Consider the following 12,469-nt stretch of genomic DNA (forward strand, 5'->3'; position numbering starts at 1 on the left):
GCTGCTACTCCGCGGCTTCGGGGATGGGGGTGAGAGCGGCGGCGGCGACGTCGCGCGGCCACGCCCAGATCTTCATGCGGCGCCCAAGACGGCCGGTCCGGCTATCGGGCCCGCCGCCACCGCCGCGACCGAGCAGCAGCCAGCCGTCGAAGCGGTAGAGGTCACCCGAGTGCAGGGCCTCGTCCTGGTAGGAGATCGCCAGCGCGCGGCCGTGCGCGGCGGCGATCGCCGGGAACAGCATCTCGCGCCACAGGCGGAGCATGGGCCGGCAGAGACCGGGCCGGGCCGCGCAGAGACGGATGAGCTCGACGCACGCCGCTCGGCGGATCCCGGTCTGCCCGACCACCTCACGGACCGTCTCGCCCGCAGCTGCGACCGCGACCGGCTCGCCGCGCTCGAACATCGCGTGGTGCGCCTCGAACGCGTAAGCCGGGCGCTGGTACGGCCCCATGCGGTGGCCCCAGCGGACGAGGAGCCGGTTCAGCTCTGCGCGGTCTATCGCTTCGATGTGCTGGACGGGGGCGACGAGCATCATGCCGCCCTCCCGATGAGATCAGGCTGGCGGGCCGCTAGATCGAGCGCCGGCAAGGTCGTCGCGAAGCGGGTCGCGCTCGTGCCGTCGATGCTGTGCGCCATCGCGGCGTGAGCCATGCGAATGCGGCGGATGGTGTTCACCCGGGCCACGTGGAAGTGGCAGCCGTGCTCGCGGCAGAACGCACCCCAGTCCGCCATGCGGGCGAGCTTCCACTCGGTCGAGCCGCCCAGGAAGATGCCGACGCTCGGGCCCACCAGCGGCGCGAGGTCGGCGTGCTCCATGCCGTCCTGCACCGCGATCAGGACCAGCGGCACGACTGCCAAGCACCGGTTGAGGTAGCGGACGGACAGGTCGAGCGAGCGCAGGCCGCCGGCGACGATGTCCGGCAGCACCAGCCACTCCGCGGGCCGGTCGAGCCGGAATAGCCAGTCGAGGAAGCGCTCGAACTCCTCCTCGTCGAACTCGCGTCCGATCTGGAAATCGCTCCATGCGCCGTTGTCGGCGACGATGCGGAAACGGATCGGCTCGCCCGTCTCCGGACAGGTCCACGCCTCCACGCGCCAGACGCCGGCGCGCGAGACCAGCAGGCCCCAGCCGTGCCGGCCGAGGGCGTCGAGGTTCCGGCGCGTGCCGGTGCGAGAGGCCCAGCACATCATGCCGCCGCTCCTGGGTCTGCGAAGAGGGGACCGTGGTCGGCGGGCTTGTGGCCGTGGCGGATGCGGTCGCGCTCGACGGGGCCAGCCCGGTCCGCCGCGATCCGGCGCTCGGCCATGGCCGCATATTCGGGGTTGAGCTCGATCAGCAGCGCGTCGCGGCCGAGCCGCTGGGCGACGAGGCCGGTAGTGCCGGCGCCGCCGAACGGATCGAGGACGATGCCGCCGGCTGGGCAGCCGGCTTTGATGCAGTCGACGATCAGCCCAGGCGGGAATGTCGCGAAGTGCGCCTCGGCGAAAGGCGCCGTGGTGACCGTCCAGACGGATCGCTTGTTGCGGGTCAGCCCCTCCCAAGGGACCGAGCCGCAGACGTTCGAGCCGGTACCTTCCGGGCAGCCCCGGGCTGTCCCGGGTTTGCGCTCGATGTTGCCCGACCGCTTGATGCGGTCGCGGCCGCGCGGCGTGATGGCCGGGCGCAGCTGGTCGAGGCGCCCCCAGCCTACGCCCGTCTTCGTCTCTGGGCCGGAGACGGGCTCAGCGATTGCCACGGCGTCGAAGTGGTACCGCTCGCTCCTCGAGAGCAGGAACAGGTACTCGTGCGCCTTCGTGCACCGATCCTCGATGCTCTCCGGCATCGGATTGGGCTTCGACCAGATGATGTCCTGGCGCAGCCACCAGCCGTCCGCCTGAAGCGCGAAGGCGACGCGCCACGGGATGCCGATCAGGTCCTTCGGCTTGAGGCCCAACTCCCGGATCGTGCCGGCACCCTGCGACCGCTTGGCGTGGTTGCGGATGCGCGAGCCCTTCCATGAGTGATCGGCCGCGCTGCTCTCCCGCTGTCCTTGTGCTCCCCAAGATCCAGCGTAGCTGTCGCCGAGGTTCAGCCAGAGCGTGCCGTCCTTTCGGAGCACACGTCGCACCTCGCGGAAAACCGCCACCAGCTCGGACACGAAGGCGGTCGGCGTAGCCTCGAGGCCGATCTGGCCGTTCACGCCGTAGTCCCGCAGACCGAAGTACGGCGGGCTGGTTACGACGCAATGCACGCTCTCGTCCGGCAGGGTGCGCAGGACCTCGCGGCAGTCGCCCTGAAGGATGCGGACCGTCATGCCGCCACCCCTTCGCCGCTCGCCGGGGCGCGCCGCTTCCGGCCCTTGAGCTTCGGCCGGTCACCGCGCTTCGCCCATTCGCGCACCTCGGGGTACGCGACGCCGGTCAGCGCGGCCCAAGCCTCGCGGCACTGCTCCAGCGTGAACATCGCCGTGTGGCAGGTCTCGCGGGTGAGCCCCATGCGGGCGGCGAGGAAGCCGTAGACGCGCGCTCGGGCGGCCCGCTGCGTAGCCTTGATGCCGTCGGCGTCGAGACGGCCGTATCCGCCAGTCCGCGGGGCATCCTTCCAGAGCGGGTCGATCCTGCGGAGGTGCAGGAGGATCCGTGCCTCGCGCAGCGCGGCGTCGGCCGGGAAGCCCAGCGGATCCTCGGTGCCGGGGTGGCAGCCGACATAGGTGTCCTCGCAGACGGTACAGGCCCAGATCGGCTTGTCCGCGAGGTCCGGGCGGTGCGGGTAGATCTCGCGGCCGTCGGTGAGGCGCGCCGCGGTCTCGCAGGTCGGGCAGATGGGGGCGGCCATCAGCGGTCGCCCTCCCCGCGCGCGGCATCCTCGGCCCGCAGGTCGCGGGCGGCAGAGGCGAACATCCAGGCGAAGGCCGCCAGGGTGCTCGCCGCGCCGAAGCCGATGAAGAAGCTCGGCCAGCACATCAAGCGGCCTCGTCCGAACCGCTGATCGGCCGGACCTGGAAGCACGTCGCCGTGCTCGCCTCGGCCTCGCAGATCAGGGAGCCGTAGCCGATGAGGGGCTCGACCTTCTCGCCGCGGCGGACCGGGCGGACGGACAGCTCGAGCAGGGTGCCGTCCGTGAACCGGACCGCGAACAGGCGGCCGCGGCCCTCGTACCGGGCGCGGCGGCGTTCGTTGATCGTCTCGCGGTGGACGACGCGGCGCTGGGACGACGAGTAGCCGGACCATTCGCCTTCGAGGACGTAGCGGGCCATCAGGCGATGCCCTCCCGCTCGCGCTCGGCCTTCGCCTCGGCCGCCCACGCATCGCGGCGGCGCTGCATCTCGTGGCGGACCGTGAAGAGCACGTCCTCGTCGAAGTCGCGGTCGGCGACCCACTGGAGGAAGCTGAAGTCCACCTCCGACCAGAGCAGGCCGCGGTTCTTGCCGATGTGGCATCGGACCTGGAGCGCCGGCTCGCTCGACCAGCGGATCAGATCCTCCATCGGCGCGAGGGCGAGGAGGTCCCGCAGGTGGTGCGCGGTGACATAGGCGTCTGGGTAGGCCCGGTGAGCAAGCGCGGCCTGGGCGCGGTCCAGTCCCTCCGGCCGGCGCCAGTAGCGCAGGCCCATGTTCGAGTGCAGCGGAGCGTCGGGCCAGAGCCGCAGGGCACACTTGTACGTGCAGATCCAGGGCAGGCCGCCGGTCACCTCGTCGGTGAACCACTGGCGCTCGAACTTCGCCGAGTGCGCGGCCAGCGCGACGATCGGCGCGGCCGTCGTCAGAACGCCCGGAAGCACCCGGTCCCACGCGCGAGCGTCCGCCACATCCTCGTCGACGATGTGGTGCACGGCCGACGTCGCGGGCGTGATCGGGTGGCCCGGGTTCACGAAGGACCACAGGCCGCCCTCAACGCGCCAGTCCGTCAGCGCACCGGCCTCGTCCCGGCCGGCCGCGGCGAGGTCGCACCAGCCCACCTCACAGACACCGGCCTCCGGCGGCTCGAAGCCGGTGGTCTCGAGATCAACGACCCGGATCAGCATCACGCGGCCTCCGCCGTTCCGATGGCCAGGAGGGACGCGACGCGGGCCTCGACCTCGCCGAGGAAGGCGCGCACGGCCGCCTCGTCCTTCGCGATCTGCTCGTCGTCGCGGTGGAGGCGCTTCACCCAGAGGCGGAGGGCCGGCGGCACGCTCGGGTGCCAGGAGGCGAAGTCGCACCACTTCCGGCCCGTGCAGGCCATCTGCCAGCGCATCTGCGGCAGGTACTGCTCGGGGATCGCGCCGGAGAGCAGCGTGTCGAGGTGTGTCCGCAGGGTCGGGCACTTGATCTCGACGAGGCCGAGATCTCCGACGAGCCGGTCCGGGCTGGCGCCGGCCATGGCGATGCTCGGGTGCTCGACGAAGCCGATCTGGTCGACGTCGACGCCGTGCAGGAAGGCGTAGGCGTCGGCCGCCTGCGGCTCACGCTCGGAGCCCTCCAGCATCGGGCCGGTCAGGTAATGCGAGGTGGCGAGTCCGGTCAGCCGTTCGCCGACCAGCTCCATCAGGTAGCGCTCGCGCTCTGCCTTCGGCGTCTTCCCGTCGGCCTTGACCGCGAGAACGTCTGCGACGCGGGACGCGGTGACCTTGCCGACCCTGGCATCGAGCCACTCCGGCGAGCCCTGGACCATATCGGCCATGTCAGCGGCCCTCCTGCTGGCGGGCGCGGTTGGCCACGGTGGTCTTGATGGAGGCGAGGACCTCGTCGAACCGGTTGGCCGGCAGGTCCGGCACGCTCTCGACGCCGAAGAAGCGCAGCAGCCGGTCCGGCGGGATCTTGTGCTCGGTGAGCTGCTTGCGGATCTGCTCCGCCTGCTCGTCGCTGATGACGTCGTCGTTGCCGCCGGCCGGCGCCCCGTCCGTGTCGTACGGGTCGTTCGTCAGCGCGATGTTGAACACCTGCAGGACGAGGTAGCGCCGCGCATAGGTGATCGTGGAGCCGATCCCCTGGATCGGCGTCTTGTTCGCCTTGCCCTGGGCGCCGGCGGTGTCGGGCGGGAGGTCGAGGTGATAGGCGCGCTCGTGCCCCGCCTCGTGCGCGCAGGTGCAGGTGACCCGGAGGTTGCTCTGGATCGGCGACGGCTCGGTATCGAACGACAGCGAGAAGCCGTGCCGGGCGATGATCGGCGCTGTCGCCTTGGCGATGCTCTCCAGGCGGGCGTAGGCGGCGCCAGAGTGCGTGTTGCGGGCGTCTCGCAGGACGCGCGGCAGCTCGGCCTGACAGGCGGACATCGCGGCGTTGAAGGCGATCCGTGCCCGCTCGGCCCGATCCTCGCGCGCCATGACGAGGAACCGCTCTACGCGGTCCGGGTCGATGTTCGGGTCCCGCGCCATCCGCTCGATGATGGAGAGGACGGCAGCGCCCTCGGCCGGCTGGGCGGCGACCGGTGCTGGCGGGTGGTCTTCGACGGTGGCGAGCTGCTGCTTGGCTTGGTTCACGGCGGATCTCCTGAGGGGCTACGGGGCGGGTGACAGGCTCAGTCCCCTGCCCGCTTGGCCTGGCGCTCCAGCCAGCCGCGGACCTTTGCGTCGTCGGTCTGGACGAGGACGGATTCCCCGCTGTCGCGGACGAAAGAGAGGCCAAAGCCGGCGGAGCGGGCGGCGAGCGTGAGGCGCCGGTCGCGGCCGGCCCGGAGCGCCGCGATGAGGTCCCCGCGCTCCCAGCGGGCGCGGACGTGTCCGACCTGGACGTGGACCATGCCGACACGCGGGAGCAGCTCGGCCGCCTCGGCGGGCGTGAGGCGCATATCCTCGGGTGCCGGCGCGGCCGGGCGCGGCTCCGGGGCGGCGAGCGCCAGGGCCGCCGGCAGCGCTAGGGCGAGGTCGAGATAGCTGACGATGCTCACGGGCGAACGAGCTCCAGCAGGGCCCTGCGGTCGGCCGCGGGCAGGTGGCGGAAGGCGGTGAGGAGGGTTCGCTCGTCGGCGGTCACCGCGACGCCATCGACGTCGAGGCCCGCGATGAGGCTGAGATCAAAGCCGTAGAGGCCGGCGAACTGGGCACGGCGGGCGAAGGGGATTGCGTCCTCGCCGCGCTCCCAGCGGCTGAGCACCGTCTGGGACGTCCCGATCAGGTGAGCGACGTCCTGCTGAGGCATGCCGGCACGCAGGCGGGCTTCCCGGACGATGCCCGCGACGGTCTCGCGCTCGGACAGCTCGGCGCCGCTCGGCACACCGCGCGGGCGCGGCCCCGTGGCGGCGAAGCGCGGACGGGACTGCGGCCGGTACTCCGGGCGCAGGAAGGCCGCATCGGAAGTGCGGGCGGGCCTCATCGCGCACCCGCCAGCTTCGCGGTGATGCGCCCGGCGGAGATCTCCACCTTCTGGTGAACCTCGGCGATGCGGCCCTTGATGCGCTCCAGCTTGTCGAGGTCGTAGGCCTGCCCGGCGCCGCGCTCGACAGCGCGCTCGACGTGCCAAGCCATCATGGCGAGGGACTCGATCAATCCGTCCAGGCCGGAGATGCCAGCACCGAGCTCGCCGATGGAGTGGCCCCGATCGAAGTTCGAGAGTCGCGCCTCGATTGCCTCGACGGTGACGCCCGGCGCGAGCCGGACGAGCGGTTGATCCTCGGCGACACTCTCGACGAGGTGCGGCGCGACCTTCGGCAGATGGCCGAAAGCGGCCCGGATGGGATGCTGGGCGTTCATGCTGCCTCGCGGAGTTGATCGGCCTCGAAGTCCGCGATGGCGGCCAGCTCGTCGGCGGCCTCCAGCGCGAGAGAGTCGGCGTGGTCCTGGGCGGCGAAACAGGCTTCGGCCCAGCAGTCGCAGTCGTCGCGGATCAGGCCGTAGGGGCTGTGCGCGGCGTAGCCGGCGGGAGAGCCGCTGATCCGGTAGCCGGCGGGGATGTCGAGGCGCGCCATGGTCAGGCCGCCTCAGGGACGAGGGCGAGCGAGCGCGGGCCGTACATGTCCCCGGCCACCAGTCGCGCCTCGACGTAGAGGTCGGCGGCTCGGAGAAGGTGCTCGCGAGCCTTGTCGACGGTCTGCGGGGCCGTCAGCGGCGCGGGCGTCTCCGGCACGTCGAAGAAGGACGCGATCGGCGCACCGGTGAGCTTGGCGACGATGCTCAGCGCGACGCCGCTGATGCGGCTCGTGCCCTTCTCGTACTTCTGGAGCTGGGCGGCAGAGACGCCGATCGCGGCGGCAACCGTGCGCTGGGTGAGGCGAGCCCGGATCCTGGCGGCGCTGATGCGTTCGCCGATGCGGACGTCGACGTCGGTAGCGGGCTGGCCGGCCATCAGCGGGAGCCCCGGACGGCGGCCACGTGCTGGATGATGAAGCCCGGCACGAACGGGGCGATGCCGATGGTGAACGAGGCCAGCAGGCAGTGCGCGACCGCCGTCGTGGCCGAGGCGTGCTGGAGGTGGTCGAGGTAGGCGGTGAGCATCTGGGGCTCCATCGGCTCGGTGAGCGGCGATGGAGGGAGCATATACACAGTTTGGGGATACGCAAGCGCGAACTTCACAAACTGTGTATTTTGATCGCTGGGATATCCCCAGGTCCTCGGATCAACCCTTGCGCGATCGTTCCTGCAATGTTCTCATTGGGAGACCGGGAGAGCAAGCGTGCCAGCAGAAGATCCGCCCACCGTGGACCTAAGCGAACGAGACCTCCGCTCGCTGGCGATGGAGCTGGCAATGCAGCTCCCCCGCAATGAGCGAGATGCCCATTACGTCATGGAGCTGATGCGAGTCGGGTATGACTTCTTCCTGTGCAACGCAGGTAAGGCCGAGAAGAAAATCCAACCTTTCCGGCCGAAGGTCGCCCGCTAGGCGCGCTTCTTGTTCTTACGGTACTCGGGAGGATCAGCCTTATCGAGTCTCTCGACGAGATCGACAGGCATGCCCGCGAGACTGCCGTCCATGAACCAATCCCGCGTGACGCCGTGCAGGCGCTTTAACTTCGCGCAAACTGGCTGGCTCGGCGGGCTGCGTCCCGACTCGTAGTGATTCCACGACGTCGTGGAGATGCCGATCCGATCGCATAGCTCCCTTTGCGAGGAAGCTACGACCGAACGGAAAAGCCGCACCCTGGCGGCAACTTCATCCAGATACCCGGGCGGATACGAGACCTGCGGCATGCCCGCATTCTCGCACTTCACAATCTGTGTATCCATCAACACGTTCTGCATCTTGTCGTATCCCCAATCTGTGTATATGACGGGGGTATGGAGCCGCTTCGCACCACCTCCGCAGTCATCGACGCTCTGGGCGGAACGGCCGCGGTCGCGCGGCTCACCGGCCGAACGATGCAGGCGGTCTCGAATTGGCGGGACCGCGGGCTGTTCACGGCGGCGGCTTACGAGCCGATCAGCCGTGCCCTTGAAGAGATCGGTCGCGCTGCTGATCCGCGCGTCTGGAAATCACTGCCTCCGTCAGCCCTCGACCAATCCGGGAGGGCCGCGTGATGGGCGCCGATCTGACGGACGTCCTCGGCACCGATCGCGCCGTCAACACGCACGACGATGCCCGCCGCGTGATTGAGGCGGCGCTGGAACGGTACGACGGTCCCTGCTCGCAGGCCTACGCCGACGTTCTGAGCGCCTACGTCGCGGCCACCGACTGGGGCCGCGCCAACCTCTTTCTGGAGATGGCGTACCGGGCGCTTGGCGTCACACGGCCCAGCCGGACCCAGCACGCTCCTGGCCCTCGCGCCACTTTCGCTCCCGCTCGCTTTCGCCCAGATCTGACGGAGTGGATGGGTCGGGCGTTTGCGCCGCCCCCGCGGCCAGTTGGGAGCTGATCCGATGCAGATCAGCCTTCGCCTGCGCCACAATGGCGGCCAAATCCTCCGTCGTGTCGTTGTACCAAGCCGAGAACTCGTACTGCGGGCCGGCGTCTTCAGTAATGCGCAGCGTAGCGCGCCAGCCGGACTGCCGAGTGTTCGGGTTCGTCTCACGGACGACGCCCTGCACCGTGATCGTCGGGTCAGCCATTTTTCAAGCTCCATCGGTCTTCGCACTTCCGATGGTAGGCCGCGCGGGTCGGGTGTCCACTGGACGCTCCGGCCCGCGCCGGTGGCCCCGCACATCGAGGGCCGCTGATGGGTACGGCATGCCTCTGCCTCGGCTTCTGGATCGGTCTGAGCTGCACCGCTGGGCGCGCCCTGATCTCGGGTGGTCCGTCTGACGCGCTGGTCCGCCGCGCGAGCCACGTCGGCCTCGTGGTCGGCGCTGGGCTGATCGTCTGCGGCGGAGCGCTCCGGTGAGCAAGAACGTCGGCTTCATCCCCTTCATCAGCCGTGCTGCGCGTAACGCGGCGATGGCCTCGGCTTATGTCGAGGAGGGTCTATCCCTCTCGCAGGTCGGCGCTCGGTTTGGGGTCGGCAAGCATACTGTTCACGGCATCATCCGCTCGATGCCGGACGTAGCTATGCGGCCTCCGGGGTTCGGTGAGCAGGCCAGCAGGCGCAGCGCGCCGCGGGCGGTCGTTGCCCTGCCGTGCGGCGCTTTCCGTGTCGAACTCACCCGCGGATACTCGACGGTGATCGACGCCTGCGACTTGGAATTGGCGGAAGCCTTCGCGTGGCGCGTTCAAGGCGACGCCGGGAGCCGACGTCTCTACGCCATCCGCAACACCCGAATTGGTCGGCGTTTCGTAGTCGAGTTCTTTCACCGAAGCATCCTCTTGGCTGGTCCTGGCGATTTCGTTGACCATCGCAACGGCGATACGCTCGATAATCGTCGGCACAATCTTCGTCTTTGTAGCGCGTCGGAGAACGCTCGTAATCGCCGCATCGGCCGCAACAATACCAGCGGCTACAAGGGCGTTTATCGGTCGCGCGGCAAGTTTCGAGCACAGATCCGCGCCAACGGTCGACAGCACTATATCGGCATGTTCGCCGATAAGGTCTCGGCTGCGCGCGCGTACAATGCCAAAGCTCTGGAGATGCACGGCGACTATGCTCGACTGAATGACCTCGGGGAAAGCGCATGACGCCCCCTGCCCCGATTCCTCATCTGCGTTCCACCCTGATCTGCCACGCGCGTAGGCCATTCGGCCCGGTGGCGGTCTCCCTCCGGACGACTGCCATGCCGCAAGCTCTCACCGCCGCCGACCGCCTGATGCAGCTCGCGCGGATCCTCCGCTTCGGCGCTTCGGGGCTATTCCTTGAGGTCGAGCAGATCCAGCGCCGCCGTCCCGCGGAAGCGGCGACGGGCCGGAGCGCAGACATCGCCCTGCTGGCGCTCGGGATGCACGAGGCGGCGCAGGAGCTGGACCGCCAGGCTGCGGACGCGGACCTGCAGGCCTACCTCGCGCACCGGGCGGCCGGCGGCGATGTCCTGCTGCTCCCCCTTGCGGTTGTCGTTCGCCAGCCGGAGCAGCCTCGGCCCGCGGCGAACGATGTTGGTCTGCTGGACCGCGTAGCTCGTGCGGTCGGCCGCCTCTTCCGGAGGGCGGCCTAGTATGTCGCTGCCCGTGCACATCGTCGGCTCTGCCGTTCTCGTCCGCGACGATAGTAACTCGCGGATCGTGACAGCGTCTCTACTTGCTGTTGCGCGCCTGTGCACAGCGTCCCCCTATCGCGCCGGGCTTCACCGGCCGATCGCCTGCCCGCACCTTCCCCTCCGTTTCGCCAACGGCGGGCAGGCGTCCCTCATCCCCCATCGCAGCGGTCGCAGGCTCACGCCTCCCGCCAGCGAGCGACCCGGCCGAGACCATCGCAAACTCGGACCCTCGGCCGGGTCGTCCCTTCTCCTGCGCGCCCGTCCCTGCCGCCAAGCCGGCGGTCGCGCTGTGTGTCGTGCGTACCCTCAAGAACTCCCTCTGCATGTCGGCCCTCTCCGTCCGTGGCTTCAAGTAACCACGGACGGATTTGCTGATGTGCAAAAGGTTTTTGCGGAAAGCTCAAATGCCAGACGCTGACGTGATCCGGGCGCGTAGCGCCTTCGACGAGCTGTTGCGCCTCGAGATCCGCGGACCGGGCGACACGGCCAACGCCATGCGCCGGATCGCGACGCGCGCCGCCATCCCCTTCGGGAAGCTGTGGGCGCTCCGCTACCGGCCCCCCAAGGAAATCGCCTCGCACATCCTGGCGCGGATCGAGGCCGCCCACGCCGCCGAATGCGAGCGGCAACTCAGGAGGCTCGCCCATGACGTCCAGGTCACCGCCGCCATCGCTGGCCCTGCGCACCCTGCTGTGCGCGCGGGTGAAGCTCTTCTTCGCGCGGCAGACCGCCCGGCTGAAGGCGCAGCTGCGCGCGTGGCGCGTCCGCTTCGCCAGCCGGTTCAAGCGCTTCCGGTGGAACTGAACGACCTGCCGCTGTGGCGGGCCGCGAACGAGGAGGAGTGAGCGATGAACTGGGGCAACGACGTGGCTGATGGCTACAGGGACTCCGCTCGGATGGCCGAGAAGATGGCCGCGAGCGGCCAGTCCTTGAACGCTGCCACCAACACATCGAATGCGATCGGCGCTCGGAACCCTTCGATCGCGACGGTGATCGACGCCGCCAACGTGGCCGATGAAGCCGTCGGCCAGCGCGTGAAGTCGCTGTTCGCGCTGGTGGAGCGTGCCGAGACCATCGCGACAACGCTTGCCGGTCCGTACCCTTCGCGCGGCCAGTCCGAGGGACGTGGCGATACCTCGAAAGAAGCTAGCCCCTCCTCCGCCTTCGCCGCCATGCAGGTGTCGGTGGATCGCGTCACGTCGCGTGCGGTGTCTGCCGACCCTGCCCTCGCTCGCCTGTCCGCCGCTCTCGAGCAGATCGAGCGCGTGATCGGCTGATCGCCACCTCCGGGCGGCGATCGGCGCCGCTCGGCCACCTTCAGGAGCTGAGCATGGGTTGCGGACCGAAAGACGAGAGCGACGTGGTGCCGTCGGAACAGGGCGTTGTCGTCGGCAGCTCGCTGCCGCCGTTCTCGCCGACGCACATCTCGCACAAGCGGGTCCAGGCCTATCCGCTCGTCCGCCTCAGGCTGGACGAGCAGGATGAGCGCGGCCTCATCGCGATCGTCGACGTCGGCGGCTCGCATCGCGAGATCCCGGTGCCGGCGAGCATCACGGCGCGCGGCACTCCCGAGCCCGGCTCCATGCTGGTCCGCTACGAGCCGAACGAGCGCGAGCCGGACGGCTACTTCGCGTTCTCACCGCGGGCGCCGTTCGATGCCGGCTACACGGCGATCGTGCCGGCCGAGCATCGGAAATCCTACGAGGGCGGCGGCCGCGGGCTGACGTTCGGCCAAGCGCTGGAGCAACTCAAGGCTGGCGACCGGATCGCCCGCGAAGGCTGGAACGGCAAGGGCATGTGGCTCGCCCTGTCCGGCCCGCTGGCAGGCCGCGAGATCGCCTTCGAGAACTTCTGGTCGAAGCCCTGCAGCGAGTTCGCTCGCCTCAACGGCGGCTCCGCGACCGTGCTGCCCTGCATCAACATGAAGACCGCCACCGGTGAGATCCTCATGGGCTGGCTGGCCTCCCAGTCTGACATGCTCGCTGACGACTGGATGGTCGTCTCCGCCTGACCCTTTCC

24 protein-coding genes are annotated in these 12,469 nt (G+C 69.6%); 6 read left to right on the forward strand and 18 right to left on the reverse strand.

What is annotated here, in order from left to right; all coding sequences use genetic code 11:
- Positions 1-4: 4 nt before the first annotated feature.
- Genes J3A75_RS17740 through J3A75_RS17805 form a run of 15 tightly spaced genes read right to left on the reverse strand, consistent with a single transcriptional unit; the run spans position 5 to position 7,390 of the window.
- Complete coding sequence (locus J3A75_RS17740) at positions 5-535, reverse strand: hypothetical protein (RefSeq protein ID WP_209650541.1); 531 nt, start codon at positions 533-535, stop codon at positions 5-7.
- Positions 532-1,191 (reverse strand): hypothetical protein, encoded by a 660-nt coding sequence (locus tag J3A75_RS17745; protein WP_209650542.1) that lies wholly within the window; start codon positions 1,189-1,191, stop codon positions 532-534. The genes J3A75_RS17740 and J3A75_RS17745 overlap by 4 nt, the downstream gene beginning before the upstream one ends.
- Positions 1,188-2,294, reverse strand: coding sequence for a site-specific DNA-methyltransferase (locus J3A75_RS17750; protein WP_209650543.1), 1,107 nt, complete (start codon positions 2,292-2,294; stop codon positions 1,188-1,190). Before J3A75_RS17750 ends, J3A75_RS17745 begins: the two co-directional genes overlap by 4 nt.
- Entirely contained in the window at positions 2,291-2,815 is a 525-nt protein-coding gene (locus J3A75_RS17755) for a zinc-finger-containing protein (protein WP_209650544.1), read from the reverse strand. The genes J3A75_RS17750 and J3A75_RS17755 overlap by 4 nt, the downstream gene beginning before the upstream one ends.
- Positions 2,815-2,943: a hypothetical protein gene (locus tag J3A75_RS37050; protein ID WP_281068108.1), complete on the reverse strand. Its 129-nt coding sequence runs from the start codon at positions 2,941-2,943 to the stop codon at positions 2,815-2,817. Before J3A75_RS37050 ends, J3A75_RS17755 begins: the two co-directional genes overlap by 1 nt.
- Positions 2,943-3,236: a hypothetical protein gene (locus tag J3A75_RS17760; RefSeq protein ID WP_127992007.1), complete on the reverse strand. Its 294-nt coding sequence runs from the start codon at positions 3,234-3,236 to the stop codon at positions 2,943-2,945. The genes J3A75_RS37050 and J3A75_RS17760 overlap by 1 nt, the downstream gene beginning before the upstream one ends.
- On the reverse strand, positions 3,236-4,003 hold the full coding sequence (locus J3A75_RS17765) for an exonuclease domain-containing protein (RefSeq protein WP_209650545.1): 768 nt from the start codon (positions 4,001-4,003) through the stop codon (positions 3,236-3,238). The genes J3A75_RS17760 and J3A75_RS17765 overlap by 1 nt, the downstream gene beginning before the upstream one ends.
- Entirely contained in the window at positions 4,003-4,641 is a 639-nt protein-coding gene (locus J3A75_RS17770) for a lambda exonuclease family protein (protein WP_209650546.1), read from the reverse strand. Before J3A75_RS17770 ends, J3A75_RS17765 begins: the two co-directional genes overlap by 1 nt.
- A gap of 1 nt (position 4,642) precedes the next feature.
- The gene (locus tag J3A75_RS17775) at positions 4,643-5,440 is read right to left on the reverse strand and encodes an ERF family protein (RefSeq protein ID WP_209650547.1); all 798 of its coding nucleotides are present in this window, start codon (positions 5,438-5,440) and stop codon (positions 4,643-4,645) included.
- 38 nt (positions 5,441-5,478) lie between these two features.
- Complete coding sequence (locus tag J3A75_RS17780; RefSeq protein WP_209650548.1) at positions 5,479-5,847, reverse strand: hypothetical protein; 369 nt, start codon at positions 5,845-5,847, stop codon at positions 5,479-5,481.
- Positions 5,844-6,272 (reverse strand): multiprotein-bridging factor 1 family protein, encoded by a 429-nt coding sequence (locus J3A75_RS17785; protein ID WP_209650549.1) that lies wholly within the window; start codon positions 6,270-6,272, stop codon positions 5,844-5,846. The genes J3A75_RS17780 and J3A75_RS17785 overlap by 4 nt, the downstream gene beginning before the upstream one ends.
- Positions 6,269-6,649 (reverse strand): hypothetical protein, encoded by a 381-nt coding sequence (locus tag J3A75_RS17790; protein WP_209650550.1) that lies wholly within the window; start codon positions 6,647-6,649, stop codon positions 6,269-6,271. Before J3A75_RS17790 ends, J3A75_RS17785 begins: the two co-directional genes overlap by 4 nt.
- The gene (locus J3A75_RS17795; RefSeq protein WP_209650551.1) at positions 6,646-6,864 is read right to left on the reverse strand and encodes a hypothetical protein; all 219 of its coding nucleotides are present in this window, start codon (positions 6,862-6,864) and stop codon (positions 6,646-6,648) included. Before J3A75_RS17795 ends, J3A75_RS17790 begins: the two co-directional genes overlap by 4 nt.
- 2 nt (positions 6,865-6,866) lie before the next feature.
- Positions 6,867-7,241, reverse strand: a complete 375-nt coding sequence (locus J3A75_RS17800; RefSeq protein WP_209650552.1) for a helix-turn-helix domain-containing protein — start codon at positions 7,239-7,241, stop codon at positions 6,867-6,869.
- Complete coding sequence (locus J3A75_RS17805) at positions 7,241-7,390, reverse strand: hypothetical protein (protein WP_209650553.1); 150 nt, start codon at positions 7,388-7,390, stop codon at positions 7,241-7,243. Before J3A75_RS17805 ends, J3A75_RS17800 begins: the two co-directional genes overlap by 1 nt.
- A 178-nt stretch (positions 7,391-7,568) precedes the next feature.
- On the opposite strand from J3A75_RS17805, the gene J3A75_RS17810 reads away from it, so the two are divergent.
- A complete protein-coding gene (locus tag J3A75_RS17810; RefSeq protein WP_209650554.1) occupies positions 7,569-7,775 on the forward strand; it encodes a hypothetical protein in 207 nt (68 codons plus the stop codon).
- Here J3A75_RS17810 and J3A75_RS17815 read toward each other — a convergent pair.
- Together J3A75_RS17815 and J3A75_RS17820 are read right to left on the reverse strand one after the other, a co-directional pair.
- Complete coding sequence (locus J3A75_RS17815) at positions 7,772-8,134, reverse strand: helix-turn-helix domain-containing protein (RefSeq protein ID WP_209650555.1); 363 nt, start codon at positions 8,132-8,134, stop codon at positions 7,772-7,774. The genes J3A75_RS17810 and J3A75_RS17815 overlap by 4 nt on opposite strands.
- A gap of 480 nt (positions 8,135-8,614) precedes the next feature.
- Positions 8,615-8,938: a hypothetical protein gene (locus tag J3A75_RS17820; protein WP_209650556.1), complete on the reverse strand. Its 324-nt coding sequence runs from the start codon at positions 8,936-8,938 to the stop codon at positions 8,615-8,617.
- A gap of 107 nt (positions 8,939-9,045) precedes the next feature.
- Here J3A75_RS17820 and J3A75_RS17825 point away from each other — a divergent pair, with 107 nt between their 5' ends.
- Positions 9,046-9,210: a hypothetical protein gene (locus J3A75_RS17825; protein ID WP_209650557.1), complete on the forward strand. Its 165-nt coding sequence runs from the start codon at positions 9,046-9,048 to the stop codon at positions 9,208-9,210.
- Entirely contained in the window at positions 9,207-9,938 is a 732-nt protein-coding gene (locus J3A75_RS17830) for an HNH endonuclease (protein WP_312892603.1), read from the forward strand. The genes J3A75_RS17825 and J3A75_RS17830 overlap by 4 nt, the downstream gene beginning before the upstream one ends.
- A gap of 167 nt (positions 9,939-10,105) precedes the next feature.
- Here the strand turns inward: J3A75_RS17830 and J3A75_RS17835 are convergent, their stop codons facing one another.
- The gene (locus tag J3A75_RS17835; protein ID WP_209650558.1) at positions 10,106-10,429 is read right to left on the reverse strand and encodes a hypothetical protein; all 324 of its coding nucleotides are present in this window, start codon (positions 10,427-10,429) and stop codon (positions 10,106-10,108) included.
- A gap of 425 nt (positions 10,430-10,854) precedes the next feature.
- Between J3A75_RS17835 and J3A75_RS17840 the strand changes: the two genes are divergently transcribed.
- The 3 genes from J3A75_RS17840 to J3A75_RS17850 are packed head-to-tail and all read left to right on the forward strand — an operon-like array spanning position 10,855 to position 12,461.
- Positions 10,855-11,295 carry a hypothetical protein gene (locus tag J3A75_RS17840; protein WP_051976100.1) on the forward strand — a complete coding sequence of 147 codons (441 nt, stop codon included), beginning with the start codon at positions 10,855-10,857 and terminating at the stop codon, positions 11,293-11,295.
- A 3-nt stretch (positions 11,296-11,298) separates the two neighbouring features.
- The gene (locus tag J3A75_RS17845) at positions 11,299-11,727 is read left to right on the forward strand and encodes a hypothetical protein (RefSeq protein ID WP_209650559.1); all 429 of its coding nucleotides are present in this window, start codon (positions 11,299-11,301) and stop codon (positions 11,725-11,727) included.
- Positions 11,728-11,780: 53 nt separating this feature from the next.
- Positions 11,781-12,461: a DUF2829 domain-containing protein gene (locus J3A75_RS17850; protein ID WP_209650560.1), complete on the forward strand. Its 681-nt coding sequence runs from the start codon at positions 11,781-11,783 to the stop codon at positions 12,459-12,461.
- Positions 12,462-12,469 lie beyond the last annotated feature (8 nt).

The sequence above is a fragment of the Methylobacterium sp. PvP105 genome (genome assembly GCF_017876975.1).
Taxonomy (GTDB): Bacteria; Pseudomonadota; Alphaproteobacteria; order Rhizobiales; family Beijerinckiaceae; genus Methylobacterium; species Methylobacterium radiotolerans.